Here is a 25872-nt window from a genome sequence, read left to right as displayed (position 1 = left end):
ACGCCATGTTGTCAGTTGTGTTCACTTGGGCCGCAGCGGTGGTCGGTCTGCTGGTACTCGCTCTCATGGCCCTGTCGGGCGTGATGATCGACTCCCAGCGCTAGGAAACCGAGCACCAGCGTGTGATGGGGAAGTCAGACGCTGGTCAGGGAATGTTGCTGGCGGAGCAGCTCCGCCAGCCTGCTCGTCGGTTGTGGACGGGTTTCGTCCAACGCGGCCGTGAAGCGCGCCGGAGCACCGGTCCGTGCGCGCGCCGCGGCTGCGGTGTCGAGCCGGAACGCCGGACGTGCGGCGGACGGGCGTTGGCGAGAGCGCAGCCACGCGAGCCGGTGCAACGCTTCGGCGTGGTGGTCCGTGATGGTGACGGAAGCCTTGTCGAACGAGTGCAGCACTGCCGCGTTCAGGTGAACGGTGGCGAGGTCCCGCCACAGCGTGCGTTCGGACGTCGTGTCCAGACCCAACGCGTCGGCGACCTCGCGCGCCACTCCGTACGCACCTTCCTCAGCCAGTGAGCGCGTGCCGATCTCGGCACCCACGAACCAGGAGTTGAACGGCGCCGCCGGGTAGTTCACGCCACCGATCGACAGCTTCATGTTCGAGATCACCGGAACCGCGTGCCAGCGCAGGCCCATCTCGCCGAACCACGGCAGCGTCGGGTGCTCCAGCGGAACCTCGTGCACGATCTCGGACGGCAGCGTGAACAGCCGCGGTCCCTCGTGCTCGGTTTCCACCACCAACGGCAGCAGGTCGAAGCGCGAACGACGAGCCGGCGGCCGCCATCCCATGCCCTGCATGGTTTCCGTGAACTGGGTGTAGCGACGGTCCCCCATCCCGTCGGCGTACCCGGCGTACCGGATCAGCTGCTCGTTCCAGATCACCGGACCGGGCGAGCCGGGCGCGTCCGGCGCGAAAACCGTTACCAGCGGCCGGATTTCACCGCCGTTCGTGGCGAGCCGGAGATGCTCGACGCATTCGCCGGCGACGGCCGCGGCGTTGCGATAGCCGCGCAGATCGCGGACTTTCAGCCGTCGCCACGGCAGACCTGAGGTGCACCAACCAGAATCTCGCAACGCGATCCGCGCGCCGTACGCGAGCTCGTTGGTGGTGTGGCGGTAGGTTCCGGTCTCGGCGATCTCGGCGCGCACCTGGGCGATGCGGGCGGACAGCGAGCCTGCGTCGGAGTGCGCCGCGTGGAACATGCGGACGAACTCCTCCGCAACGGGGAGGACGTCGGGGGTCACGGAGCGAGACGCTAAGGCCGGAACGGCCTCACGCGTCACTGCCACTCGGGGCATTTCGGGTGATCAACACCCGCCACTCCATCGAGTGAACGCTAGACCCACTGTGTTCACTCGATGGGCTTGAGACCTCGATCAGGTGAGGTCGTTCCGCTTGAACATCAGATCGTGCGAAACGCGGTCCTCGTTCACAGCGCGCTGCTCGAACTTCGTGACGGGCCGCCAGTCCGGCCGCGGCGCCCAGCCGTCGTACATGTTGGTCAGCAGACGCTCGCCCGAGCACACCTCGAGCATCTGGTCCGCGTAGTGCTCCCAGTCCGTCGCGAGGTGCAGCACGCCACCCGGCTCCAGCCGCGAAGCCAGCAACGACACGAACTCCGGCTGCACGAGCCGGCGCTTGTGGTGCTTCTTCTTCGGCCACGGGTCCGGGAAGAAGATCCGCACGCCGTGCAACGACGCGGGCGCCACGTGATCCGTGAGCAGGTCGACGGCGTCACCGCGCAGCACCCGCAGGTTGTCGAGCCCGCCTAGGTGCTCGCCGCGCAGCAGCAGCTGGGCGAGTCCGGGCTTGTAGACCTCGACGGCCACGTAGTTCAGCTCCGGTGCGGCGGCCACGAGCTGCGACGTCGTCTCGCCCATGCCGGACCCGATCTCCAGCAGCACGGGCGCGGAACGGCCGAACCACGAGTCGAAGTCCAGCGGCCCCTCTGGCAGCGACTTCACGTCGTTGCCCATCTTCTCCCAGTACGTGTCCCAGGCGCGCTCCTGCCCCACGGTCATGCGCTCGCCGCGCTGGACGAAGCTGACGATGGAACGGGGGAACTCAGGGCTGGTCACGACCGGACAGTCTAGGCAATCAGTTCGATGTCCTCGATCTGAGCACGCAGGTCAGCCACCGTGAAGTCGATGGGCTGTGGACGACCCGGCCCGCGATGCGCCGGCACGAGATCGACAAAGCCCTTGTGACGGTCGGTGAACTGCACCGTTGTCGGTGTGGCAGGCCCGTAGACACCGCTCTCAGACGGCACGAACTCCCAGAAGCCGACCTCGCCGAGGTCGACCCAGGGCACGAACACCCAGCCGGGACGTGACGAGAGCAACTCGCTCACCGCGTCCTCGACGGCGTGACCTGCCGCACGGGAGGGCAGACGACCGCGGTCCAGCGCCCGCAGCCACCAGGGAGCGGGGGCGTCCTCGACGGAACGCACCGCGCGGTACATCGCGAGCACTTCCTTCTCACCGGCGCGGTTCACCCAGGAACGACGCGCTTCCGCAGGGGTGAGGGCGATTTCGGCGGGGTTGGGAGCTTCGAGCGCACCAGCCCATTCAAGACCGAGCATTGCTTCCACACGGACCACTGGCCACCTCCGGCACCGGGATAGCCCAATTGAACTCGAATCCAAACGCCGGTGATGTCCAGAAAGTGCCATTTCATAGCTTGTTAACACCACTCTTACGCAACGTGTGACCCCAGGCACGTTGCGCTGCGGGATGGAAACACGATGTAGCTGACGTGCCCCTGCTTCCCGCGCTCGCCGTGGCGCTGCCGTTGCTGCTCGCCGCGCAGACGATCGAGGAGCAGGAGTGGCACCTCGGCGCACTCGACATCTACTCGGCGCAGGACCAGGCCCGCGGTGACGGCGTGGTCGTCGCGGTGATCGACTCCGGGGTCGACGCCAAGCACCCCGACCTCGCCGGGCGGGTCTTACCCGGCACGGGCTTCGGCAGCTCCAAGGGCACCGACGGCACGACCGACACCGACGGCCACGGCACCGGGATGGCCGCGATCATCGCCGCGACCGGGAAGAACGGCGGTGCGCTCGGCATCGCGCCCGGCGCCAGGATCCTGCCGATCTCCAGCTCCGAGAAGGAGCAGTTCTCGCTCGACGTCGTCGCGGAGAGCATCAGGTGGGCCGCGGACCACGGCGCCAAGGTCATCAACATGTCGCTGGGCTTCTCCAGCTCGATGACGCCGTCGCTGGTCAAGGCCGTGAACTACGCGATCGAGAAGGACGTCGTGCTCGTGGCCGCCACGGGCAACGACGGCAAGGAGGTCTCCGCGCCGGCCAACATCGGGGGTGTGATCGCGGTCGCGGGCACGAACCGCGAGGGCAAGCCGTGGAAGTCCTCCAACGTCGGCGCGGACACGGTGCTCGCGGCACCGGCGGAAGGCATCGTCACGGCGGCGCCGGAAAGCGTCTACGCCAGCGGTTATGCCGAGATGGACGGCACGAGCGCGGCGTCGGCGATCGTGTCCGGAGTCGCGGCGCTGGTCCGGGCGAAGCACCCGGAGATGCCCGCGAAGGACGTCGTCAACGCGTTGATCAAGACCGCCAAGGACATGGCGGAGCCCGGCCGTGACGCCACGACCGGGTTCGGCATGGTCAACCCGATGGGCGCGCTCACCGCACAACTTCCACCGGTGGCACGCAACCCGTTGCTGCCGGAGCCGAAGCCCTCGGCCGCGCAACCGACTCCGACGCTCATGTCCCAACGGCCCGCGCAGCCGGTCGCCGGGATGAAGGACAAGCTGCTGTTCGTCGCCGGTGTCGCGGGAGGAACCGCGCTGATGACGGGCCTGCTGATCGCCTTGCCCGCCATCAGGTCACGCAGACCGAAACCGGTCAGTGCGCGTGATATTCCACCGACTCCTTGGTGAGCTGCATGAAGGCCTCCTCCAGCGACCCGCGCTGAGGGCTGAGCTCGTGCAGCACGATCTGGTTCTCCGCCGCGATCTCACCGATCTGCTGCGCCGGAATGCCGTGCACCACCAGGGCTCCGTCGACGGCGTCCTCGGTGACCGTCGCGTGCGCCACGAGGATGTCGCGCAGCTTCACCGCGTGCGGTGAGCGCACCCGGACGTGGTCCTGGGTGGCGTCGGCGATGAACTGCTCGGTGGTGGTCTGCGAGATCAGCCGGCCCTTGCCGATGACGATGAGGTCCTGGGCGGTCTGCGCCATCTCCGAGAGCAGGTGGCTCGACACGAACACCGTGCGGCCCTCCTCCGCGAGCCGGTGCATGAACTGCCGGATCCAGAGGATGCCCTCCGGGTCGAGGCCGTTGACCGGCTCGTCGAACAGCAGCACCTCGGGGTCGCCGAGCAACGCGCCCGCGATGCCGAGCCGCTGCGACATGCCGAGCGAGAAGCCGCCCGCCTTCTTGTGGGCGACCTCGGTGAGGCCGACGATCTCCAGCACCTCGTTGACCCGGCTGACCGGGATCTTGTTGGAGACCGCCATCCACTTGAGATGCGCGCGAGCGGAACGGTTGGGGTGCACCCACTTCGCGTCGAGCAGCGCGCCGACCTTGCGCAACGGCTGCTTGAGCTCGGAGTAGTACTTGCCGTCGATCGTGACGTCGCCGCCGGTGGGTGTGTCCAGGCCGAGGATCATCCGCATGGTGGTGGACTTGCCCGCGCCGTTCGGGCCGAGGAAGCCCGTGACACGACCGGGCCGGACGGTGAACGACAGGTCGTCGACGGCCTTCGTCTGCCCGTAGTGCTTGCGCAACCGCACTGCCTGGATCATGACCTCTCCCGTGTTCGCTCGAAAGAATGATCGGGAGGTGGGCCGTCCCCCGACGGACGACCCACCTCCCGCTCCCCCTCACTCGGTCACGCGTCGCGCCTCTTGGCGACGATCAGCGCGACCACCAGCAGCGCGACGGCGATACCGGCGTAGTAGCCGAGCGAACCCCACTGGCTCAGCTTGTAGACGACCGCTCCCGCGGCCTCGGACTCGGCCTGGCTCGGCGGGTTGACCGCGAGGAAGTGGTCCGCGTTCATGAACGGCAGCCACGCCTGGATCTTGACGCCGACCTTGGGGATGATCCCGACCAGGTTCTCCAGCAGCATCGACCAGACCAGCAGGATCGCCACGGCACCGGCGGTCTGGCGGACCAGGATCCCGACGGCGACCGCGAGGATCGCGCCGATCGCGAACATCAGGCCGACGCCCGCGACGTTGCGCCACTCCGCGCTGGAGTTGATCGCGAGATCGGCGCTCGGCTTGACGATCTTCGCCATCGCCCACGAGCCGAACGCGACGACCTCACCGATCACCCCGGCCACGACCGCGACCACCGCGGTCTTGGCAACGAGCGCCGACGTGCGGTTCGGCACCGCGAGGAACGTGGCCCGGATCGTGCCGAAGCGGTACTCGGTGGTGACCGCGAGCGCGCCCAGCACCAGCACCACGACCAGCGCGAGCCGGCTGCCGGCCTGCGTGAGGTCGACGCTCACGGTCTCGGCGTTGGCGGCGAGCAGAGCCGAGAAGCCGACGGCCATCGCGATCGCGAGCGCCGCGCACCAGTAGGGCGAACGGGTCGAGAAGAGCTTGATTCTCTCAACGGCCAACAGGGTCATCAGACTCACTTCCCGATCTCTGCGTGGTACTCGACAGCATCGCCGGTCAGCTGCATGAACGCCTCTTCGAGCGAGCCGCGCTGCGGGCTCAGTTCGTGCAGGACAACACCGTTAGCAGCGGCGATGTCACCGATCTGGTCACTCGTTGCACCCGATACGGACAACGCGCCGTCCACGTCGTCACGAACCGTGAAGCCCTTGTCGACGAGCAGCGGGCCGAGCTTGAACAGCTGAGGACTGCGCACGAGCACCGAGTTACCCGTTGAGCGGTCGATGAACTCCGCCGTCGTGCTCTGCGTGATCAGCTTGCCCTTGCCGATCACCACCAGCTCGCTGGCCGTCAGCGCCATCTCGGACAGCAGGTGGCTCGACACCAGGACCGTGCGGCCCTCGGCGGCGAGGTTCTGCATGAACGTGCGGATCCAGAGGATGCCCTCGGGGTCCAGGCCGTTCACCGGCTCGTCGAACAGCAGCACCTTCGGGTCGCCGAGCAGTGCCGCGGCGATCCCCAGCCGCTGCGACATGCCGAGCGAGAACCCACCGGCGTTCTTGCCGGCGACCTGGGTGAGGCCGACGGCGTCGAGCACCTCGCCGACGCGCTTGTCCGGCAGCCCGTTGGACTTGGCGAGCCACCTGAGGTGAGCTCGCGCCGACCGGTTGGGGTGCACCCACTTGGCGTCCAGCAGCGCACCCACCGTCCGCAGTGGACGGTTGAGCTCGGCGTAGGGCTTCCCGTCGATCAGCACGCGGCCAGCCGTCGGTCGGTCGAGCCCGAGGATCATCCGCATCGTGGTGGACTTGCCGGCGCCGTTCGGACCGAGGAATCCGGTCACCCGTCCAGGCTGGACGGTGAACGACAGGTCGTCGACCGCGACCGTCCTGCCGTATCTCTTGGTGAGGCCGATTGCCTCGATCATTGGCTTTCCCCTCTCGGTGACAGGGGAAACTCTCCCGCCAGGAGGGGGTCGGCCACATCGCCCGGCAGTCTGCGACCACCGTCAACTTCAGTCGTGCTGTGCCCCTACCTCAGTCGTAGTTGAATGCTTCCCATGGGTTACACGGAAGCTCCAGACGGCTGGTGGCGCGAGTTCGTCCAGGCCTTGCCCGCGCGCACCGGCAAACTAGCCGTCACCCGCAAGGACGGCAGCCCGCACGTCGCGCCGGTGTGGGTGGACCTCGACGGCCCGGACCTCGTCTTCCTGACCGCCCGCGACACGATCAAGGGCAAGTCGATCCTGCGCGACGGCCGCGTGGCCCTGTGCTTCGACGACGAGACGCCGCCGTTCAACTTCGTGACCATCACCGGCCGTGCGCAGGTCGATGAGGACCCGGAGCAGCTCAAGTACTGGGCCGGCCGCACCGCCGCCCGCTACATGGGCGCCGGCCAGGCCGACGCCTACGCCGAGCGCAACGGCGTGCCCGGCGAGATGGTCATCCGCGTGAAGATCGACAAGGTGGTCGCCAAGAACAACATCTCGGACTAGTCGCCGACGGTGGCGAGCGGGTCCACGCCGTAGTTGAGCGCGTACCCGTTCTCCACCCCGACGAGCAGCTCCACCACCTCGAAGTAGGTGTCCCAGAACGGCGTCTCCCGCAACGCCTCCACGAGCAGCTGGTACGACTCGTGGTCGCGCGCCTCCCACATCCAGACGTCGGTGACTTTCGCGCCGTAGAACTCGGTGTCGTAGTAGCGAGAGCGCACGCCCTCGATGTCCTTCAGCATCGGCAGGATCTCGGTCTCGAACGCCCGCATGCGGTCCGGCACCGCCAGGGACAGCCACTTCGGTGTGGTCTTGATGAGCATGAACGCGGTCAGCTTGGGCTCGAATGTCATGTCACAGACGCTATGGACCAGCAAGTATTCCGTGCCACGCAACTTTGACAAAGCAGAGTTGCGTACGGTGCAAACATGCCGGAACTGCTCGACCTGAACCTCCTCCGCGTGTTCGACGCCGTGATCCAGGACGGCAGCGTCACCGCGGCCGCCGAGCGGCTGCACCTGTCCATCCCCGCCACGAGCAGGGCACTTGCGAGGCTGCGGCGTGCGATGGACGACCCGATCCTCGTGCGTGCCGGCCGAGGTCTGGCGCCTACGCCGTTCGCGTTGCGGATCGCGCCGCGGGTGCGGTCTCTGCTGGACGAGGCGTCGGCGTTGGTCAACGACGAAGAACTCGACGTGGCCCAGCTGCGCAGAACGTTCACCATCCGGGTCGGCGACGGCGTGGTGACGCCGCTGGTGAGCGTGGTGGCCGAAACAGCACCCCAAGTCACCCTGCGGTTCGTGGCCGAGGGCGACGAGAGCGTCGGGCCGCTCCGGGACGGCACCGTCGACCTGGACCTCGGCGCCGGCACGGACACAGACGCCGACATCAGGTCCGAGGTGCTGTTCAACGAACGGATGGTCGGCGTCGTCCGCTCAGACCACCCGCTGAAGAGGCCCACGCTCAAGCAGCTCTGCAAGTACCCGCACGTCAGCGTCTCCCGCAGAGGCCGCGCACACGGACCGTTGGACGTGGCGCTGCAAGCCCAAGGCCTGCAACGCCACGTCGGCGCGGTCGTACCGTTCTACGCGGCTGCCGCGGCGCTGGTCGCCTCGACCGACCACATAGGACTGATCCCGCAACGTCTTGCCGAGGAACACCGGAGAACTCTCCGCTGGTTCCCGATCAACGCGGACCTGCCGGAGGTCGAGGTGCGCATGCACTGGCACGCCCGCCTCGACGCCGACCCCGCCCAGCGCTGGCTTCGAGACGTGGTCAGAAGAACTGTGAAAGTGCTTGCGCCGCACCGTCTTCCAGCACGGTAGCCGTCACGGAGTCAGCCGCTGCCTGCACGGTCGCCGGTGCCTGTCCCATCGCGATGCCGACCGCCGCCCACCGCAGCATCTCCACGTCGTTGGACCCGTCGCCGATCGCCAAGGTGTCGTCGGCCGAAACTCCCAGCGACACGCGCAGTTCCTCCAGCGCCGAGCCCTTCGTGACATCCGGAGGCACGGCAGTCAACCACGGTTCGGTGTGGTCGACGGTCCACGAAACGCCCGGCAGCTCCAGTTCGCGCACCGCGAAGGCCAGTTCGGCGGGAGTGCGGTCGTGCCAGCGCATCACCAGCCGCGGGGTCGGCACAGCCGCGATCTCGTCGAAGGAAGCAGAAGTCGTCACGCCCCACAGGTCATTCGGCAGGAACTGGCCGAGCGAGAGGTTGCCGACGCCGGTCTGCTCCACCGCGAACACGGCGCCCGGCAGCAACGCCGAAAGGGTCTTGATCGTCGGGCCGGGCTCGAACGTCGTCCGCTTGGTGATCTCGTCGCGCGCCGGGTCCCACCACACCGCGCCGTTCGAGCACAGCGCCAGCGAGACGGGAACCTGTGGTGCGATCGGGGTGGTGCCGATCAGGCTGCGGCCGGTGCAGAGCACGACGTGCGCGCCGTGATCAGCGGCACGAGCCACGGCCGCCTGCACAGCGGGCGAGATGTCGTTCGAGCCGACGTGGGTCAGGGTTCCGTCGATGTCCAGGGCGACGAGGCGCGGTCTCCAGTTCACGTGACGCCACCCTATGCGAAGGTTAGTGAATTGTGGTTCACTAACGAGGTGGCAAGGCCGAGAACCATCTCCGACGAACGGATTTTGCAAGCGACCGCGACGGTCATCGACCGGCGCGGCCCGGGGTTCACGGTCGCGGACGTGGCTGCGGAGGCCGGGGTGTCGGTCGGCGCGGTGGCCAAGCGGTTCGGGTCGAAGAGCGGCCTGCTGCAAGCGCTCACCAAGGCCGGCACTGAAGAAGTCAAGAACCGGATGCGCGAGGCGGGCACGGTCAGGGAAGCGCTGCTGACCTGGTTCGACCGGCTCGCCGATCCGGCCACGGCCACGAACAACCTGGCGCAGCTGGGCGTCGACCTCATCGACCCCGAGCTGCGAGCGCTGCTGGCGCGGCACTACGCGGTGCTGGAGTCGGAGCTGGAGGTGCTGTGCGCGGCGGAGGACCTGCCGCCGAACGCCGCGAGAGTGCTGGCCGCGCTGGTGTACGGGATCGCGATGGACTGGTCGATCAGGCCGCGCGGTGAGTTGTTGGCACGCATGGAGGAAGACATCGATCTGGTGCTGAAGGGAATGCGCTGATGGCGACTTGGGCCGAGTTCGCAGCCGAGCAGCCCGACCTGGCCGCGTTCGCGCAGGCCAGGTTCGCGGCGGACCGGCACGCGTTGGTCGCGACCTTGCGCAAGGACGGCTCGCCGCGGATCAGCGGTGTGGAGCCGGACTTCACGCGCGGCGAGCTGTGGATGGGCATGATGCTCGACTCGCTGAAGTCGCGCGATCTGCGGAGAGACCCGCGATTCTCGTTGCACTGCAACACGACCACGGCCTCGATGACCGCGGCGGGTGACGCGAAGATCAGCGGGACCGCCGAGTTCTGGACGGAGAAGGACGACTACCTCAAGGACCTCTACGACCGCACCGGGTGGATGCCGGAGGGCGGCGAGCTCGACCTGTTCCGGTGCGACGTCACCGAGGTCGTGTCGATCACCGTCGAGGGCGACGAGATGGTGGTCGTGTCCTGGCACGAAGGAAGGGGGATTCGGCGTGTCGCGAAGAAGTGAGCCCGACCTGAGCGGCAAGGTCGCGGTCGTCACCGGCGCCACGAGAGGTGCGGGCCGGGCGATCGCGGTCGAGCTGGGCGCGGCCGGTGCGACCGTGTACGCGGCCGGCCGCACGACGCGCACTCAGCAGTCCGAGGTCGGTCGTGCCGAGACGATCGAGGGCACCGCGGAGCTGGTGACGAAAGCCGGTGGCAAGGGCATCGCGGTCCGCTGCGACTTCACCGATCCGTCCGATGTGGACGCTCTCGCGGCGAAGATCGACAAGCTCGACATCTTCGTGGACAACGCGTGGGGTGGCGAGAACCTCGTCGAGTGGGGCAAGTTCTGGGAGCACGACCTCGACCGGCAGCTGCACATGTGGCGCAACGGCGTCGAGACGCACCTCGTGGCGCTGCACAAGCTGATGCCACTGGTGATCCAGTCCGACGACGGGCTCGTGGTCGAGGTGACCGACGGCGAGGACGGCGAGGCGTACTTCGTGAACCTCACCTACGACGCGGTGAAGAACACCGTGCGCCGCTTCGGCGAGGTGCTCGCGAAGGACCTGAAGGACGTCCCGAACGTGACCGCGCTCGCCGTCACACCAGGCTTTCTGCGGTCCGAGCAGATGTTGGAGACGTTCGGCGTGACCGAGGCCAACTGGCGCGACGCGGTCGAGAAAGTCCCCGACTACGCGATCTCCGAGACACCGCACTACCTCGGCCGAGGCATCGCGCACCTGGCCGCCGACCCCGGCCGCAAGAGGTTCGCGGGCCAGTGCCTGTCGTCGTGGAAGCTCAAGCGCGAGTACGGCTTCACCGACCTCGACGGCACACAGCCCGACTGGGGTCGCTGGTGGGACGACGTGGTGAAGCCGCGAATCGCCGGCAGGACGGTGGCAGCCGACCCGGCGGACTACCGCTAGGCGTCACCTGGGCGGACGAGACCGGTCTCGTAGGCCAGCACCACGGCCTGCACCCGGTCTCGCAGCTCCAGCTTGGCGAGGATCCTTCCGACGTGCGTCTTCACCGTCGCCTCTGACAGGAACAGCTTGCGGGCGATCTCCGTGTTGGACAGGCCCTTCGCGATCAGCACGAGCACCTCGCGCTCGCGTTCGGTCAGCACGTCCAGCACGGTGGCGTCGCGCAGCTCACCACCGCCGTCGCCGAGGAACCGGCCCAGCAGCCGCTTGGTGACCGACGGCGAGACCACCGCGTCACCCGAGGCCACCGCACGCAGCGCCGACACCAGGTCGGCCGGTGGCGTGTCCTTCAGCAGGAACCCGCTGGCACCGTTGCGAAGTGCGGACAACGCGTACTCGTCCATGTCGAACGTGGTCATGACCAGCACCTTGGCGGTGTCGGCCGCGGCGATCCGCTTGGTCGCCTCCACCCCGTCCAGCACCGGCATGCGGACGTCCATCAGCACGACGTCGGGGCGCAGCTTGTCGGCCATCTGCACCGCGTCGAGACCGTCCGCGGCCTCACCGACGACGTCGATGTCCTCCTGCGCCCCCAGCACCATGCGGAAGCCCATGCGCATGAGTTCCTGGTCGTCGACCAGCAGCACCCGAATCACTCGATCACCCTATGCGGCTATCGGGAAGCTCGCCCGCACGCGCCAGCCCCCGCCGGGGTTGGGGCCTGCCTCGAACTCGCCACCCAGCACCGCAGCCCTTTCTCTCATGCCGATCAGTCCGTTGCCACCGGACACCTTGACCACGTCGTGCGGTGTGCCGAAGCCGTTGTCGATCACTTCGAGCCGGAGCTCCTCCGGCGAGCGGGCGAGCCGCACCACGGCGGTCGTGCCCGATCCGGCGTGCTTGATGGTGTTGGTCAGCGCTTCCTGCACGATCCGGTACACGCTCAGGCCGACGCCGACGGGCAGGTCGTCCACGTCGCCGGTGATCTCCAGCCGGACCGGGACGCCGGCCGCGCGGGTGTTCTCGGCGAGCTCGACCACGCCGCGCGCGTCGGGCTGCGGGGCCCACTGCGTCTCGGCGTCCTCGCTGCGCAGCACGCCCAGCAGGCGTCGCATCTCGGTCAGCGCCTGGCGGCCGGTGTCCGCGATCGTGCGGACCGCGTTCTCCGCGACCTCCGGCTGTGACCTGATCGTGTAAGCCGCGCCGTCCGCGTGCACGATCATGACGCTCACCGCGTGCGCGACCACGTCGTGCAGCTCACGGGCTATCCGGGACCGCTCCTCGCCGACCGCGATCTTGGCCTGCTGGTCGAGACCGGTCTCCAGCAGCTTGAGCCGTTGCTCCATCTCGCTCTGGTACGCGCGGCGAGCCCCGATGAACTCGCCCATCGCCCAGCTGAAGCCGAAGATCACGAAGACCATGAACACCAGGAACACGGCCTGGATCTCGCCGACCTGGAAGACCGCCCACAGCAGCGTGCCCGCGAGCAGCCAGCCCGAGTAGATCAACGCCGACTTGCGGCCGATGTACGCGACGAGCGTGTACAGGGCGATGGCCAGCGCGAAGTCCGACATCCGCGCCGGTATGCCGCTCTCGCCGCCGTGTGTGAAGAGCTGCAGGAACGCGCCCGCGAGGATCAGGTAGCTGGTGCCGAGCGGGTGGTAGCGGCGGAACGGCAGCGGCCCGAGCATCAGCAGTGTGACGGCCAGGAACGCGGAGAACGACACGCCGCGGTCGGCCGCGCTGACGGCGAACCCCATGTCGAAGATCAGCAGAATTCCGGCGATCAGGGAGTCCCCGAACGCCGGGTGAGCCTTCATCCACAGGCTGAACCTCCGCACCCGACAAGGTTAGGTGCGGTTCGAACTTTCGCGCGTCGCGCCACGGAATGACTCAGCGTACGACTTCAGTGTGAGTTATTGTGTCGAGGGGTTGATACAAAGGTCAAGGGGGCACGCATGCTGTACGACGCTCTGTGGGCCGCGGGCGTAGGCCTGTTCCTGCTGCTGGCGCTCTGGCCCACCCGGTCGACCGGCAAGCGGTTGCTGAAGAGCTGGCGGGTGAAGGATCCGACGTCCGTGCAGATCGAGGACGCGATCCGCTACCTGAAGCGGCGGCGGTTCCTCTATCCGTGGATCTTCGTGGGGCTCACGTTCGTGCCTCTCGGAAGCGGTCGTGGCGTCGGGTCGTTCGCGGCGATCGTGCTCGGCGGCACGCTGCTCGCCGAGCTGATCGCGACGCAGCTGCATCGCGAGGGGTCACAGAGGGTGGCGACGCTCACACCGCGCGGCCTGTTCGACATCGCCTCTCAGTACGTGCTGATCTCGTACGCGGCGATCGTGGCGATCGGGGTCGTCATCCTGGTCGTCGACCTGAGGATCGGGCAGCTGCCCGCGCTCGTCGTGTCCGTCGGCGCGGTGGCACTGGTCACCTGGGCCGCCGTCGCCCGGCCCGCCGACGGTGACGAGGAGGTCGACCGGGCGCTGCGCACTCGCAGCGTGCACGTGTCGGCCGGCCTCGGTGCGGCCGTGGTCGGCGCACTGGTCGGCGGGGGCTTCGGCTTCTTCTGCGTTCTGGCCTGGGTGGCGATGGCCAACACGAACTACGTGTCCAAGAAGATCTTCTGGTGACAGCACCCAGAATCGTCGTCGATCTCGAGAACGGAGTCGCGCCCTGGCGCCAGGTTCGTGACCAGCTGGTGCGGTTGATCAGCGGTGGTGTGCTGCCCGTGGGGTCCCGTTTGCCGACCATCCGGCAGCTCGCCGCCGACCTGGGGCTCGCCGCGGGAACGGTCGCGCGGGCGTACCGCGAGCTGGAGACCGAAGGCGTGCTCACGACAGGACGAAGGCAGGGCACCGTGGTGGCTGCCCTGCCTTCGCATGCACCGGACCCGCTCTCCGCCGCCGCGGCGGAGTTCGTCGCCGTAGCTCGGTCGCTCGGCGCCAGCGAGGGGGAGGCGCTGAACGCCGTGCGTGCCCGTTACGGGGCTGAGTAAGGCGACTCGATCTTGGGTGCGGGTCGCGGTTCGCCCACGTGAGCGTGCCGCTCTTCGTAGATCCGGTGTTCTTCGGCCATCTGGTCCGCGAGTTGCTGCTGCATCTGGCGATCCCGAATCCTGGCCAGGATCGCCATGGTGACGCCGTGAGCCAGTGCCAGCAGCAACAGCACCACGCCCAGCTTCACGACCACGTTCTTCACCGGGTCACCCGTGTCGATCTCGATGATCGACACCAGTGCCAGCAGCCCTAGCACGACGAGGTGGAACAGCACGGCGGTGAGCTTCATCATGCCGCCGACCTGTTCGTCGTCGTACGCAGCGCGCTTGAGATAACCCTTGCCGCTGCGGTAGATCAGCTGGCCGTCAACGACGACCAGGACGATCCCCAGCACCAGGAACGTCACGTAGCTGTCACCCATGTGGTGTGGCTACCCGCGCACGCACGCGTACAAACCGTGGCACGATCAGTGCCCGTGACGGCGTTGCAAGGACAACAACTGGCCGGACCGCTGTGCGCGGCCGTGGCCAACTTGTGTGTTGCCTTGCAACCACAGGTTTCCCCGCAGACGGCCGCCGGGTTCCAGGAAGTGCTGCGCCGCTTGCACGCTCCGCTGCAGGTCGCGGTGGCCGGGCGGATCAAGTCGGGCAAGTCGACGCTGGTCAACGCGTTGATCGGGCGACGGGTGGCGCCCACCGACGTCGGCGAGTGCACCCGGCTCGTGACGCGCTATCAGTACGGAACTGTCGACCGCATCGAAGTCGTGCTGCGGGACGGACGACGACAGGTGCTGCCGTTCGACGCGCAGGGCATGATCCCCGCTTCGCTTGGCGTGGAAGGCGTTTCGCACATCGAGGCATACCTGACGAACGCAGTGCTGCGCGACTTCACCGTCATCGACACCCCTGGGCTCGGGTCGCTGGACGCCGCTTCGGTCGCGCGCACCGAGGAACTGCTGGATCCCGTGTCGCGCAACGCCGTCGCGGGGGCGGAGGCCGTTCTCTACGTCGTGACGCAGGGCGTGCGGGCCGATGATCATTCGACGCTGGCCGCGTTCACCGCCGCCACCGCCTCCCGCGAGGCCGGGCCGGTCAACGCCATCGCCGCGTTGAACAAGGTCGACGCCGTGGCGCCGGAAACCGTCGAGGGCTCGGACGGGGACGTGTGGCGGGCAGCGGAGATCCTGGCGGGGAAACAGGCTCAGCTGCTCAAGCCGCGGGTCGCGGACGTGCTGCCGGTGATCAGCCTGCTCGCCGAGTCCGCGGAGACCGGGGAGTTCACCTCGGCCGACGCGGAGGCGTTGCGGCAGCTGGCGGCTTTGGACGCCGACACCCGCACGATGATGCTGATGTCCGGCGACCTCTTCACGTCGTGGGACTGCGAGGTTCCGGCGGGTGTGCGGTCGCGGTTGCTGGAGAAGCTGGACCTGTACGGCATCGGTCGCGCGTTGGCGGCGCTGGACGCCGAACCTTCGCTCGCCGCTGGTGCGCTCCGGCGCGTGCTGTTCGACGCCTCCGGGTTCGCGGCGGTCCGCGGCCGGCTCGACGCGGTGTTCCGGGCTCGGGCCGACGGCATCAAGGCGGCGGCCGCGCTCGCGTCCGTCACCTCGCTGGCCTCGGGTGAACCCGGCGAACGGCAGCGCGTGCACGATGCGATCGAGGTGTTGCTCGCTCGTCCCGAAGCTCACCAGCTGCGGCTCCTGGAGGCGTTGACGCTGGTGTCGTCCGGCGCGGTGACGCTGGCGCCGGACCTGACCGAGGAGGTGCTGCGCGTCGGCAGCACCCCGGACGTGCCCGCCCAGCTCGGCCTGACCGGCCGGCCGCTGCCTGAGCTGGTCGCGTATTCGCTGGAACGCGCCGGCTGGTGGCGTTCGTTCGCCTCGTTCGGCGCGACACCGGCGCAGGCTCGGGTTGCGCACGTCGTCCACCGGGCGTACTTCCTCATCTGGCAGCAACTACGTGCTGGGGGGCACCGATGAGCGGGAACGGAACCGATCCGGCCGGCGTGGCGTCGGACGACGGTGTGGAGACCATTGCCGACGAGCTGCTCGACCAGGCGCTGGCCGAACGCCGCGCGCTGGTCCAGCTGTGCCTGTACGCGCTGGACCGAGCCAGCTCGGGTGTGGTCCAGCGGATCGAGGAAGGCCTCTCGACCATAGGGGTCGTGGCCGTCCGCGCCGATGGTGAGCGCTTCGACCCGTCGTTGCACGAGGCCGGTGGCACTGTGCCGACGGATGATCTGGCGTTGCAGGGCCTGGTCGCGGAGACCGAGGTGCCTGGTTTCCGCGACCGCGGCCGCGTGCTGCGGGCTCCGATCGTGACGGTCTACACGTCCCGATGAGCACACTTCCGCAGACAGTCCGCCAGACGCGCGAACGCCTCACCTCTCTCGTGCGCGAGCTCGACCCCGTGCTCGCCGACTGGGTGACTCGTCGTGCGGCTCCCGAGATGTCGTCGGTCGTGATCGTCGGCGAGACGAACCGCGGCAAGTCCTCACTGGTCAACGCTCTGCTGGCCACTCCGGGCCTCTCGCCGGTGGACGCCGATGTCGCCACCTCGACCTACCTGGTGTTCCAGCACGGCTCGTCCTGGGCCTCGCGCGCCTGTTATCCGGGCCTGCTCGCCCCGGTGACGTTCCCGCTGCCCGCCCTGATCAACTGGGTCTCGGCCGCGCACGACCTGCCTCCCGGTGAGCTCCCGCCGCGCTACGTCGAGGTCGACGCGCCGATCCCGTTGCTGGAGCGCATGTCCGTTGTGGACACTCCGGGCGTCGGCGGTCTTGAGTCCGTGCACGGCGAACTGGCCCTGGAAGCCGTCACGTCCGCCACCGCCCTGGTCTTCGTGGTCGACGCCTCGTCGCCGTTCACCCGCGGCGAGCTGGACTTCCTCAAGCGCGTGGGCGACCGCGTGGAAACCGTCGTCTTCGCCCTGACCAAGACCGACCAGTACCGAGGCTGGCGCCAGGTGCTCGACGCGGACATCGCCCTGCTGGCCGAACACGCCCCGCGCTTCGCCGACGCCGTCTTCTACCCGGTGTCCTCGCGCATGTTCGAGATGGCTTCGCAGGCCCCGAACCCGGACGCCGCCGCGATGCTCCGCGAACGTTCCGGCATCGCCTCCCTGCAGACTTCCTTGCAGGAGTTGGTGGCCGGTCGCGCCGGCATGCTCGCCGAGGCCAACGCCCTGCGCGCGCTCTCGACAGTGCTGGACGAGCTGACGGTCCGCCTCGAACAGGAGAAGCGCGCTCTGTCCGTTGGCGAAGACGAAGCGGCCGTTCTGCGCGCCCGCCGCGAGGAACTGCAAACCGAACGCCGCTCCTCGACCCGAGGCTGGCAGGTCCGCCTGCGCGGCGAGATCCAACGCGCCCGCGTGGAGAACTCCCACGAGATCTCCCGTCAGATGCGCGACCTGCAGACCTGGTACCGCCAGGCCATCGACGCGGCCGACCGGACCGCGCTGGCCTCGTTGCCCCAACAGGTCGACACGGGCCTGCAGGTCGTCTCGGGCCGCATCTCGACCGCCCTGTCCGCCCGCCTGTCCCAGCTGACCGACGTGGTCCTGGCCACCCTGTTCTCCCCAGCGGAACTGACCATGATCCGCGGCCAGTTCGCCCGCGGCGAGCAGCCACCGGTCATCTTGCGCCCCAAGGAGAAGCGCCCGCCCACAGCCGAGGACAAACTCCTGGTGTTCATGGGTGTGTCCGGCGGCCTGGGCGCGGGCAAGCTCGCCGTGATGCCCCTGGCGGGCCTCGGTATCGCCGTGCTGAACCCGATCGTCCTTCCGGTGACCATCGCCCTGGGCCTCGGCGCGGGCTGGTGGATGGCCCGCACCCGAACCCACACGGCCGAAAAGCAGCACGTCAAGCAATGGCTCTCCGACGCCATCGCCGACGCTCGCTCCACAGTGGACCAACTGGCGGCCGAACAGCTCATCGAAGCCGAGCAGGCCTTGTCGCTGGCGTTGGACGAAGCCCTCGCCAAGCGCATCGAGGCCATCGAGGCCGAACTGCGCGAGGTCGACAAGGCGTTGCGCATGGAAGCGGGCGAGCGGGGCCGCGAACTGCAGTCCGTGACCCGGCAGCTGGCCGAGGTCGAGCAGGGCCGCGCCAAGGCCGAGGAACTCCTGGCGCGAATTCGATCCGTTCGCGACCGGGCCTGAAAGACCATCAACGAGCGGTCCGCGCGGGGGTTACGGCTCGCCGTGGAGATCGTTCAAACTTAATTGAGTACTGCTCATTTTGCCTGCTCAAAGCGCTGTTGTCGAGGCAACTTAATTGCGTGTGTCCGGACATGCACTGGTACAAAACATTTGCGGCCAATTCTAGTTCACCGGCTCGTCACGAATCGGGAATGCCGGTTAATTCGCCACTGATTCTCTTTTGAATCATGAAGCTGCAGCGAGACCAGGTGGTGGCGGCGTCCCTCGTGGGCACCGTCGTCGTCGTGCTCGGGTTCGCATCGGGCCTCGGGCGCGCCCCTCAGTCGCAGAACTCGGTCAGCCAGCCGAAACCAGCGTTGACGTCGACGACGCCGCCCGTGCAGACCCATCAACCGGCGAACTACGTGCCCCAGCCGGTGGCGCACAACCCCGCCCCGGCCGCCCATCAACCCGCGGGGCCGCACGTTCCGGCGCCTGAGCATCCGCATCCGAGTACGCCTCCGACCACGACGAGGCCCCCGGCCACGACGCCACCGACGACTTCCACGCCGCCCGGCAAGCCCTGTGACGCCGGTGCGATCACGAAGTTGCTGCGTTCGCTCGGGTTGCTCGCGTCGCCCGGCGAGCTGCCGATCGTGTCCGAGCTGCCGGACGGGACGAAGAAGGCCGAGCGTCTGTCCCTTGTGGAGCTTCCACTGCTCGGCGATCCCGTCAAGCTGCTCGACGACCTGCTGGGGACGACGTGCTCGCTCGTTGTGGACGAGCGGACCGACGAGGTCACCGCGCTGCTGGGCACGCCATGAGCGAGGCGGCGAGGTCGTGGTTCCTGTTCGCCAGGGCGTTCGACTACCTCGGCACGACGCTCGTCATCGGCGGGCTGGCCTTCGTCGCCTTCCTGTGGCCCGAGGGCGCGGACAGCGGCCGAAGCCGGCGACTGCTCGCGTTCGGCTGGCTGTGCGGCTTCGCGGGCACCGTCGCGAGCCTCGCCTTCGACGCCGCCTGGGTCGCGGGCCGGCCGCCGTCCGCGGTGTTCGACTGGTCGGTGCTGGTTCCGCTGTTCGACGCCCCGTTCGGCCGGGTGTGGTTCGCCCGCATCTTGTTGTGGGTGCTGGCACTGGTCGTGCTTGCCGACCTGACCCGGCGTGGCGCGCGGGCCGCGAGGTCGTGGTCGTGGCGCGTCGGTGCGGGTGCGATCGCGCTCGGTGTGTTGCGCACCAACGGGATGACCGGCCACGTCCTCGACCTGCCCGGCTGGAGCCAGGCCGTCGTCTTCCTCCACCTGCTGGTGGTCTGCGTCTGGGTCGGCGGGCTGCTGGTGTTGCTGCTCGCCGTTCTGCCCGCCCGCGACCGGGAGGTGCTCGCCGCGGTGCTGCCGCGCTACTCGCGGCTCGCGCTGGTCTCCGTCGCGACGCTCACCGTGGCGGGGGTGGTGCTGGCGTGGCAGCTGGTCGGTTCGGTGGACGCGTTGGTGCACACCGGATACGGCCGGCTCCTGCTCGCCAAGCTCGTGCTCTTCGCCCTGCTGCTGCTCCTCGGGTTCGCGAGCAAGACCTGGGTGGACCGGCGGCTGCACGTCGCCGCGACCACCCGCGGGCTCGCACTCTCGGTCACCGCCGAGGCGGTTCTCGCCGTCGCCGTGCTGGGTGTGGCCGCCTTCCTCGTCACGACCGGTCCCGGTCGCTGACCCTGCCAGAGAAAGGGAAGTCCATCGTGGACAAGGGAAACAGGTTCGCCGTGCTGGTCGCGGCACTCGGCATAGCCGGAACCGCGCTGTGTCTGAGCCTGGCCGGCCCTGGCCAGGCAGCTCCGGTCGGCGTCGATCTCGCCGCACAACAGGGCGAGGCCGCGGCGGCGGCCCAGCAGACGGCACAGGCCGTCGAGATCATGGGCTACGCGTTCCAGCCCGCCACGTTGACGATCAACGCGGGTGACACCGTCGTGTGGACGAACCACGACACCGCACCGCACAACGTGGTCGTGACCAACGGGCCGGAGAAGTTCACCTCGCCCACTCTCCAGCAGGGCCAGACCTACAGCTACACCTTCACCAAACCGGGCACGTACTCGTACTACTGCTCGATCCATCCGGACATGAAGGCGTCGGTCACGGTCAGCGGCAGCACCACACCCCCGACGACCACCACACCGCCGTCCACCACCACCCCGCCCACCACGACGCCACCGACAGGCCACCCGACCACGCATCCCTCCCCGACGACGGCACCGCCGACGGGAACGCCCGAGTGCGTCAAGAAGGACGTGCTGGCGCCGTTCATCGCGCATGTGAAGGCGGCGCATCTGGAGACGTCGCCGTTGCAGCAGGTGCAGGACGCGCTGGCGTTCGACAACTACGTCAAGGCGCACACCGTGCTGCTGGAACAGATGCTCGACCCGGCTCTCGGCTCGTCCCTCGACCGTGACGTGCTGGCGCCGTTCATCGCGCACGTGAAGGCGGCACATCTGGAGACGTCGCCGTTGCAGCAGGTGCAGGACGCGCTGGCGTTCGACAACTACATCAAGGCGCACACCGTGCTGATCGAGCAGATGCTCGACCCGGCGTTCAACCAGGCGATCTGCTGATGAAGCGCGGCCTGGCCGGCGTTGTCCTGGCCGCGTTCGCCGTGCTGACCAGTTCCTCCTGGGTCAGCACGGCGGCCGCCGCCGAGACGCACCAGATCCCGATCGCGCGGTACGCCTATGTGCCCGCCACCATGACCGTCCACGTCGGCGACGTCGTGACGTGGACGAACCAGGACGAGGCGTCGCACGACGTCGCGGGCGGCACGTTCCGCTCGCCGATGCTCGCCACGGGGCAGTGGTGGAGCTTCACCTTCACCCAGCCGGGCACCTTCGACTACGTCTGCTCCGTGCACCCGGACATGCGAGCGCAGATCGTCGTCCTCGCCCAGGAGACGACCGCGGCCCCGCCACCACCGGTGCCACAGCCCGTCGTCCAGCAACCCGAGCAGACGACTCCGGTCGCCACGTCGGCACCCGAGACCACGGCCGGGACCACCGCGCCGAGCAACATCTCGGCCGTCGCGGCACCACCTGCGCCGCCGCCGGTGCTGCCACCGATGCTGCTCCTCGCGGGCCTGGTGGCCGCGGTCACGACGCTGTGCCTCCTGGTGATCGGCTCCCGTCCGGACCGCGCTGGATGAGCGCGTGCACCGCCAGGACCAGCAAGGGCACGTAGAGCACGCGATCCGGGCATGTCTGCGTGCAGTGGTTGGCGACGTCATGCGAACTGTCAGTTCGATGCCGCCACTCAGCCGCTCGGACTCACCGCGTTCGTCGCGTCACCGTGCTCAAGAACGCCAGCCAAGCACCGGTGGACACACCAAGGCGAGGACCATCAGGGTTCTTGGAGTCCCGGACGCCGACGACATCGCCGAACCGAACCTCCACGCAGGCGCCGCCATCACCAGAGCTGTGGCTGCTCTTGATCCACCCGATCAACTACGAGCTCCTTGCGAGAAAGTCGAGCAACATCGTTCTGGAGTCCCGCGGGCTCAGGGCGATGTCGGCAACTCCCTCGAAGAGGTTCCGCATCCGCTCCGTGGGGGCCGGCTGATCGTAGTAGATCGGCGGACCGTAAAGGCTCGTGGCATAGGCGATCGGCGCCGCTGTGTCGTACTCCAGCGAAACGAGCCCACCACCGAGTCCCGGATTGTCGGGAGTGTCCAGCGCGATCACGCGGATGCTGAGAACCGGGTGCTGTTCTTGCAGCTGGAGCAGGTGCAACACCTGTTCGCGCATGACCGACGCGTCTCCGACGACGTGCAGCAGAGCGTCCTCGGTGAAGATGACGTCGATGGACTCCGCTTTCCCGACGGACAGGACCTGCTGCTGAAGATTGCGCCGGAACGCGATTCGCTCGGTCGTCTCCTCGTCGGGCCGCAGCGAGCTCCCCGCCCGGTGGATTCCGGTGACGTAGCTCGGCGACTGGACCAGGCCGGGGATGATGCCGCATTCGTACCAGCTGATTCGTTGTGCGGCCGCCAGCAGGTCCATGAAGCGCACGTACGAGTCGGGCAGGGAGTCGAGGTAGCCGAGCCGGGGCTGCCTGCGCCGGCTCGCTCGGCCGAGGGCGAGCACCGTCGCGCGCTCCACTCCGGAGACCCGGTAGAAGTCGAGCAGCCGTGTCAGCTCTTCCGTGCCCAGCGCGCCCTTGCCGTTCTCGACCTGGCTCAGTCGTCCCGCGCTGCGGCCGATCACCTCGGCGGCTTCCTGCTGCGACTTGTCGGCGGCCAGACGGAGGCGGTGGAGCGTGAGTCCCAGCTGGAGGCGCTCCACGGTCTGCCGGGCTTGGCCCACTCGGTTGCCGCCTCTCATTCGCTTAGGCGAGCGACTTTAGTCTCAAGCAAGGCTAAAGTTAAGTCTATATTGGGCGACCTGGGGTGAAGATGAGGTTTCGACCATGGGCGTCAGGCGCGAATGGCTCCTTCACTGCAGCGACAGCTACGCGGACCGGGCGGTCTGCGAGGTCAGCGTGAGTGCCGGAGCGGTGGAGATAACCGGCCCCGACGGCCCGGCGTTCACCCTCGAAGGCGGCGAGATCGCGCAGTTCCGCGCGGCCCTGGACGCTGCCATCGACCAGAGCGAGATCGACCTCCGGGCGGGTCACGCGGTTGGCGGGGGAACCGAACCGGCATAACGTGGGTCATACCGGTACATGAGCAGTAGGAGGTGTGTCCCGGTGTACATCGACGAGAACGGTGCGGCCGACGCCGAGCTGAAGGTCACCGTCGAGGATGAGGAGTACACCGCCGACGTCACCTTCGACCTCGACCACGACGGCACGAACGACTCCGCCGTGGTCGAGACCGACGACGGCGGTCACCTCGCGTTCACCGACACGAACGGCGACGGCGACGCCGATCTGATGAGCACGTTCGACAAGGACGGCAATCTCCTGAGCCAGGCTCGGTTCGAGGAGAATTCCGGCGAGTGGGTTGCCGTCGACCCGAACGACTCAACGCAACAAAAGACTAATTCCGCGCCTCAGCAGACGATTGTCGTGCACACCGACGAAGGCGATCGAAAGGTCGGCCAGGCGACCGAGGACACCGACGGCGACGGCCGGGCGGACACCGCGGTGGTCAAGGACGACGACGGGGACTCCTGGCTGTTCACCGACAAGAACGGTGACGGGCGGGCCGACGTGGCGACCGAGATCACACGATCGGGCGAGGTCACGATGTCGGAACACCGCGGTGACGACTGGGTCGAGGTCGAGCACGGGCACATCGAGGCGGACGGCCGGTACGTGACCGACTCGAAGAGCGGCATTCTGGACGACTCGGACGACTGGCTCGAGGAAGAACGGTTCGAAGGCGTCGTCCGAATCGATTCGACCACCGGGCAGTGGATCAGCCCCAACTAGCTGGTAACGAAACGCAGGTCACAGGCCCCGGTGTGGTGAGAACCGCACCGGGGCCTCTTGTGTTTTTCCCACCTCAAGCGCGCCTTAACGCCGTCCGAGTGCTGAATCGATTCCAGAATCGGTTTTGTGAGGGAAGCGACAGGCTGGGGGTGCTTTACCTGCCATTCACCGGGCTAACCTCGATCCATCCCCTTCCACGCACGCCCGGCCCCACCGGGCGTCTGGAGCTATTCCTGAGGACGACGAAGTCCCCACACCGGACGACCCACGCGTCCTCGGGCAGCCGAGGCGTTCAGTCAGGAGACGAGACGAGATGACGGCAGTGACCATTCCCGGTCTCGAACACGCACCGACCAACCACGCGCGCTTGCTCGCATGGGTTCAGGAAGTCGCTGAGCTGACCTGCCCCGATGAGGTTGTTTGGGCTGACGGGTCCCAGGGCGAATGGGACCGTCTCACGCAGAAGCTCGTCGACGCCGGCACCTTCGTTCCGCTGAAGAAGAAGCAGAACTCCTTCTGGGCGGCCTCGGACCCGAGCGACGTCGCGCGCGTCGAGGAGCGGACCTACATCTGTTCCGTGCGCGAGGAGGACTCGGGCGCGACGAACAACTGGATGGACCCTTCCGAGATGAAGGCCATCATGACCGAGCTCTACCGGGGCTGCATGCGTGGTCGCACGATGTACGTGATCCCGTTCTGCATGGGCCCGCTCGACGCGGAGAAGCCGATGCTGGGCGTCGAGATCACGGACTCGGAGTACGTCGTCGTCTCGATGCACATCATGACCCGCATGGGCTCCAAGGCCCTCGCCGTCTTCGGTGACGACGCGGACTTCGTGCCGGCGCTGCACTCGCTCGGCGCACCGCTCGAGGCCGGCCAGCAGGACGTCCAGTGGCCGTGCAACGAAACCAAGTACATCTCGCACTTCCCGGAGACCCGGGAGATCTGGAGCTTCGGCTCCGGCTACGGCGGCAACGCCCTGCTCGGCAAGAAGTGCTACTCGCTGCGCATCGCCTCGGTGATGGCGCGCGACGAGGGCTGGCTCGCCGAGCACATGCTGATCCTCAAGCTCACCTCGCCGGAGAACAAGGCGTACTACATCGCGGCCGCGTTCCCGTCGGCCTGCGGCAAGACCAACCTCGCGATGCTCGAGCCGACCATCCCGGGCTGGAAGGTCGAGACGCTCGGCGACGACATCGCGTGGATGCGCTTCGGTGAGGACGGCCGCCTCTACGCGGTGAACCCGGAGAACGGTTTCTTCGGCGTCGCGCCCGGCACCGACTACCACACCAACCCGAACGCGATGCGCACCATCGCCAAGGGCAACTCGCTGTTCACGAACGTCGCGCTGACCGACGACGGCGACATCTGGTGGGAGGGCATCGGCGAGGCCCCTGCTCACCTGACCTCGTGGAAGCACCAGGACTGGACGCCCGACGGCGATGAGCTGGCGGCGCACCCGAACTCCCGCTACTGCACGCCGATCGAGCAGTGCGACATCAAGGCGCCGGAGTGGGACGACCCCAAGGGCGTGCCGATCTCGGCGATCTTCTTCGGCGGCCGCCGCGCCACGACGATCCCGCTGGTGACCGAGTCGCGCGACTGGCAGCACGGCACCTACATGGGTGCCACGCTGTCGTCGGAGACCACGGCCGCCGCGGTCGGCAAGACCGGCGTCGTCCGTCGCGACCCGATGGCCATGCTGCCGTTCATCGGCTACAACGCCGGTGACTACTTCCAGCACTGGGTCGACCTCGGCAAGCGCGCCGACGCCGACAAGCTGCCGAAGATCTTCTACGTCAACTGGTTCCGCCGGGGCGAGGACAAGCGCTTCCTGTGGCCCGGATTCGGCGAGAACTCGCGCGTCCTGAAGTGGGCGATCGAGCGTCTCGAGGGCAAGGCCGCTGCTCAGGAGACCCCGATCGGCTACGTGCCGACCGCGGACGACCTGGACCTCGAAGGCCTCGACGCCTCACGCGAGGACATCGAAGCCGCACTCGAGTTCAACGCCGACGAGTGGCGCGCCGAGATCCCGCTCGTCGAAGAGTGGTTCGCGAAGATCGGCGAGAAGGTCCCGACCACCCTCCGTGACCAACTGGCCGCTCTGAAGCAGCGCCTCGGCTAACCCTGACCGCACGCGGGGGCCCCGCGTTTCCCTGGAGGGACACGCGGTGCTCGCGGAAGGCCTGCGGAAGAGGTACGACCAGAAGGCGGCGCTGATGTCCCGCTCGACCTGA

31 protein-coding genes are annotated in these 25872 nt (G+C 68.0%); 18 read left to right on the top strand and 13 right to left on the bottom strand.

The annotated features are described in order from the left end of the window. Positions 1 to 134: 134 nt before the first annotated feature. The 3 genes from ABZX92_RS29145 to ABZX92_RS29135 form a co-directional block, all read right to left on the bottom strand. A complete protein-coding gene (locus ABZX92_RS29145) occupies positions 135 to 1241 on the bottom strand; it encodes a nitric oxide synthase oxygenase (RefSeq protein ID WP_355566076.1) in 1107 nt (368 codons plus the stop codon). A gap of 132 nt (positions 1242 to 1373) precedes the next feature. Beyond that, on the bottom strand, positions 1374 to 2018 hold the full coding sequence (trmB, locus tag ABZX92_RS29140) for a tRNA (guanosine(46)-N7)-methyltransferase TrmB (RefSeq protein ID WP_355566096.1): 645 nt from the start codon (positions 2016 to 2018) through the stop codon (positions 1374 to 1376). A gap of 68 nt (positions 2019 to 2086) precedes the next feature. Next, positions 2087 to 2596 (bottom strand): hypothetical protein, encoded by a 510-nt coding sequence (locus ABZX92_RS29135; protein WP_355566074.1) that lies wholly within the window; start codon positions 2594 to 2596, stop codon positions 2087 to 2089. Between the two features lie 155 nt (positions 2597 to 2751). Between ABZX92_RS29135 and mycP the strand changes: the two genes are divergently transcribed. After that, positions 2752 to 3897, top strand: a complete 1146-nt coding sequence (mycP, locus tag ABZX92_RS29130) for a type VII secretion-associated serine protease mycosin (protein ID WP_355566071.1) — start codon at positions 2752 to 2754, stop codon at positions 3895 to 3897. Here mycP and ABZX92_RS29125 read toward each other — a convergent pair. The 3 genes from ABZX92_RS29125 to ABZX92_RS29115 all read right to left on the bottom strand — a co-directional run bounded on the left by ABZX92_RS29125 (position 3863) and on the right by ABZX92_RS29115 (position 6518). Beyond that, the gene (locus ABZX92_RS29125) at positions 3863 to 4765 is read right to left on the bottom strand and encodes an ABC transporter ATP-binding protein (protein ID WP_355566068.1); all 903 of its coding nucleotides are present in this window, start codon (positions 4763 to 4765) and stop codon (positions 3863 to 3865) included. The genes mycP and ABZX92_RS29125 overlap by 35 nt on opposite strands. An 86-nt stretch (positions 4766 to 4851) precedes the next feature. Next, entirely contained in the window at positions 4852 to 5601 is a 750-nt protein-coding gene (locus ABZX92_RS29120) for a hypothetical protein (protein ID WP_355566065.1), read from the bottom strand. Positions 5602 to 5606: 5 nt separating this feature from the next. After that, positions 5607 to 6518 (bottom strand): ATP-binding cassette domain-containing protein, encoded by a 912-nt coding sequence (locus tag ABZX92_RS29115; protein ID WP_355566063.1) that lies wholly within the window; start codon positions 6516 to 6518, stop codon positions 5607 to 5609. A gap of 132 nt (positions 6519 to 6650) precedes the next feature. Here ABZX92_RS29115 and ABZX92_RS29110 point away from each other — a divergent pair, with 132 nt between their 5' ends. Next, positions 6651 to 7085, top strand: a complete 435-nt coding sequence (locus ABZX92_RS29110; RefSeq protein ID WP_355566060.1) for a PPOX class F420-dependent oxidoreductase — start codon at positions 6651 to 6653, stop codon at positions 7083 to 7085. Here ABZX92_RS29110 and ABZX92_RS29105 read toward each other — a convergent pair. After that, the gene (locus tag ABZX92_RS29105) at positions 7082 to 7435 is read right to left on the bottom strand and encodes a darcynin family protein (RefSeq protein ID WP_355566056.1); all 354 of its coding nucleotides are present in this window, start codon (positions 7433 to 7435) and stop codon (positions 7082 to 7084) included. The genes ABZX92_RS29110 and ABZX92_RS29105 overlap by 4 nt on opposite strands. Before the next feature lie 75 nt (positions 7436 to 7510). Between ABZX92_RS29105 and ABZX92_RS29100 the strand changes: the two genes are divergently transcribed. Beyond that, a complete protein-coding gene (locus ABZX92_RS29100; RefSeq protein ID WP_355566053.1) occupies positions 7511 to 8407 on the top strand; it encodes a LysR family transcriptional regulator in 897 nt (298 codons plus the stop codon). Here ABZX92_RS29100 and ABZX92_RS29095 read toward each other — a convergent pair. After that, positions 8358 to 9140: an HAD family hydrolase gene (locus ABZX92_RS29095; protein ID WP_355566050.1), complete on the bottom strand. Its 783-nt coding sequence runs from the start codon at positions 9138 to 9140 to the stop codon at positions 8358 to 8360. The two genes, ABZX92_RS29100 and ABZX92_RS29095, sit on opposite strands and share 50 nt — an antisense overlap. Positions 9141 to 9188: 48 nt before the next feature. Here ABZX92_RS29095 and ABZX92_RS29090 point away from each other — a divergent pair, with 48 nt between their 5' ends. Genes ABZX92_RS29090 through ABZX92_RS29080 form a run of 3 tightly spaced genes read left to right on the top strand, consistent with a single transcriptional unit; the run spans position 9189 to position 11099 of the window. Beyond that, positions 9189 to 9716 (top strand): TetR/AcrR family transcriptional regulator, encoded by a 528-nt coding sequence (locus ABZX92_RS29090; protein ID WP_355566047.1) that lies wholly within the window; start codon positions 9189 to 9191, stop codon positions 9714 to 9716. Continuing rightward, a complete protein-coding gene (locus tag ABZX92_RS29085; RefSeq protein WP_355566045.1) occupies positions 9716 to 10195 on the top strand; it encodes a pyridoxamine 5'-phosphate oxidase family protein in 480 nt (159 codons plus the stop codon). Before ABZX92_RS29090 ends, ABZX92_RS29085 begins: the two co-directional genes overlap by 1 nt. Next, positions 10179 to 11099, top strand: coding sequence for an SDR family oxidoreductase (locus ABZX92_RS29080; RefSeq protein WP_355566042.1), 921 nt, complete (start codon positions 10179 to 10181; stop codon positions 11097 to 11099). The genes ABZX92_RS29085 and ABZX92_RS29080 overlap by 17 nt, the downstream gene beginning before the upstream one ends. On the opposite strand, the gene ABZX92_RS29075 is transcribed toward ABZX92_RS29080, so the two are convergent. Together ABZX92_RS29075 and ABZX92_RS29070 are read right to left on the bottom strand one after the other, a co-directional pair. Beyond that, positions 11096 to 11752, bottom strand: coding sequence for a response regulator transcription factor (locus ABZX92_RS29075; RefSeq protein ID WP_355566039.1), 657 nt, complete (start codon positions 11750 to 11752; stop codon positions 11096 to 11098). The genes ABZX92_RS29080 and ABZX92_RS29075 overlap by 4 nt on opposite strands. Before the next feature lie 9 nt (positions 11753 to 11761). Continuing rightward, positions 11762 to 12937 (bottom strand): sensor histidine kinase, encoded by a 1176-nt coding sequence (locus ABZX92_RS29070; RefSeq protein ID WP_355566036.1) that lies wholly within the window; start codon positions 12935 to 12937, stop codon positions 11762 to 11764. 117 nt (positions 12938 to 13054) lie between these two features. Between ABZX92_RS29070 and ABZX92_RS29065 the strand changes: the two genes are divergently transcribed. Both ABZX92_RS29065 and ABZX92_RS29060 read left to right on the top strand, forming a co-directional pair. Continuing rightward, on the top strand, positions 13055 to 13726 hold the full coding sequence (locus tag ABZX92_RS29065) for a hypothetical protein (RefSeq protein WP_355566033.1): 672 nt from the start codon (positions 13055 to 13057) through the stop codon (positions 13724 to 13726). After that, positions 13723 to 14091, top strand: a complete 369-nt coding sequence (locus ABZX92_RS29060; protein WP_045316323.1) for a GntR family transcriptional regulator — start codon at positions 13723 to 13725, stop codon at positions 14089 to 14091. Before ABZX92_RS29065 ends, ABZX92_RS29060 begins: the two co-directional genes overlap by 4 nt. Here ABZX92_RS29060 and ABZX92_RS29055 read toward each other — a convergent pair. Further along, a complete protein-coding gene (locus ABZX92_RS29055; RefSeq protein WP_355566030.1) occupies positions 14076 to 14513 on the bottom strand; it encodes a hypothetical protein in 438 nt (145 codons plus the stop codon). The two genes, ABZX92_RS29060 and ABZX92_RS29055, sit on opposite strands and share 16 nt — an antisense overlap. A 54-nt stretch (positions 14514 to 14567) precedes the next feature. On the opposite strand from ABZX92_RS29055, the gene ABZX92_RS29050 reads away from it, so the two are divergent. From ABZX92_RS29050 to ABZX92_RS29020, 7 genes are all read left to right on the top strand, one after another. Beyond that, positions 14568 to 16070 carry a dynamin family protein gene (locus ABZX92_RS29050; RefSeq protein ID WP_355566027.1) on the top strand — a complete coding sequence of 501 codons (1503 nt, stop codon included), beginning with the start codon at positions 14568 to 14570 and terminating at the stop codon, positions 16068 to 16070. Beyond that, positions 16067 to 16432 (top strand): nucleotide exchange factor GrpE, encoded by a 366-nt coding sequence (gene grpE / locus ABZX92_RS29045; RefSeq protein ID WP_355566024.1) that lies wholly within the window; start codon positions 16067 to 16069, stop codon positions 16430 to 16432. Before ABZX92_RS29050 ends, grpE begins: the two co-directional genes overlap by 4 nt. After that, positions 16429 to 18249 carry a dynamin family protein gene (locus ABZX92_RS29040; RefSeq protein WP_355566021.1) on the top strand — a complete coding sequence of 607 codons (1821 nt, stop codon included), beginning with the start codon at positions 16429 to 16431 and terminating at the stop codon, positions 18247 to 18249. Before grpE ends, ABZX92_RS29040 begins: the two co-directional genes overlap by 4 nt. Before the next feature lie 227 nt (positions 18250 to 18476). Continuing rightward, on the top strand, positions 18477 to 19052 hold the full coding sequence (locus ABZX92_RS29035; protein ID WP_355566018.1) for a hypothetical protein: 576 nt from the start codon (positions 18477 to 18479) through the stop codon (positions 19050 to 19052). Then, positions 19049 to 19933: a CopD family protein gene (locus ABZX92_RS29030; RefSeq protein WP_355566015.1), complete on the top strand. Its 885-nt coding sequence runs from the start codon at positions 19049 to 19051 to the stop codon at positions 19931 to 19933. The genes ABZX92_RS29035 and ABZX92_RS29030 overlap by 4 nt, the downstream gene beginning before the upstream one ends. 26 nt (positions 19934 to 19959) lie before the next feature. Continuing rightward, entirely contained in the window at positions 19960 to 20829 is an 870-nt protein-coding gene (locus ABZX92_RS29025; RefSeq protein ID WP_355566012.1) for a cupredoxin family copper-binding protein, read from the top strand. Continuing rightward, entirely contained in the window at positions 20829 to 21410 is a 582-nt protein-coding gene (locus tag ABZX92_RS29020; protein ID WP_355566009.1) for a cupredoxin family copper-binding protein, read from the top strand. Before ABZX92_RS29025 ends, ABZX92_RS29020 begins: the two co-directional genes overlap by 1 nt. Before the next feature lie 121 nt (positions 21411 to 21531). Here ABZX92_RS29020 and ABZX92_RS29015 read toward each other — a convergent pair whose 3' ends face one another. Continuing rightward, positions 21532 to 21708 carry a DUF397 domain-containing protein gene (locus ABZX92_RS29015; protein WP_355566007.1) on the bottom strand — a complete coding sequence of 59 codons (177 nt, stop codon included), beginning with the start codon at positions 21706 to 21708 and terminating at the stop codon, positions 21532 to 21534. Next, positions 21709 to 22584, bottom strand: a complete 876-nt coding sequence (locus ABZX92_RS29010; protein WP_355566005.1) for a helix-turn-helix transcriptional regulator — start codon at positions 22582 to 22584, stop codon at positions 21709 to 21711. It lies immediately after the preceding gene. Positions 22585 to 22669: 85 nt separating this feature from the next. On the opposite strand from ABZX92_RS29010, the gene ABZX92_RS29005 reads away from it, so the two are divergent. The 3 genes from ABZX92_RS29005 (at position 22670) to ABZX92_RS28995 (ending at position 25760) form a co-directional block, all read left to right on the top strand. Further along, positions 22670 to 22906: a hypothetical protein gene (locus ABZX92_RS29005; RefSeq protein WP_355566002.1), complete on the top strand. Its 237-nt coding sequence runs from the start codon at positions 22670 to 22672 to the stop codon at positions 22904 to 22906. A gap of 42 nt (positions 22907 to 22948) precedes the next feature. Next, entirely contained in the window at positions 22949 to 23635 is a 687-nt protein-coding gene (locus ABZX92_RS29000) for a hypothetical protein (protein ID WP_355565999.1), read from the top strand. A gap of 313 nt (positions 23636 to 23948) precedes the next feature. After that, positions 23949 to 25760, top strand: coding sequence for a phosphoenolpyruvate carboxykinase (GTP) (locus tag ABZX92_RS28995; protein ID WP_355565997.1), 1812 nt, complete (start codon positions 23949 to 23951; stop codon positions 25758 to 25760). Positions 25761 to 25872 lie beyond the last annotated feature (112 nt).

This window comes from Lentzea sp. NPDC006480 (genome assembly GCF_040611995.1).
Lineage (GTDB): Bacteria > Actinomycetota > Actinomycetes > Mycobacteriales > Pseudonocardiaceae > Lentzea.
Note: the sequence above shows the minus strand (reverse complement) of the source record. Positions and strands in the feature narration are given on the sequence as shown.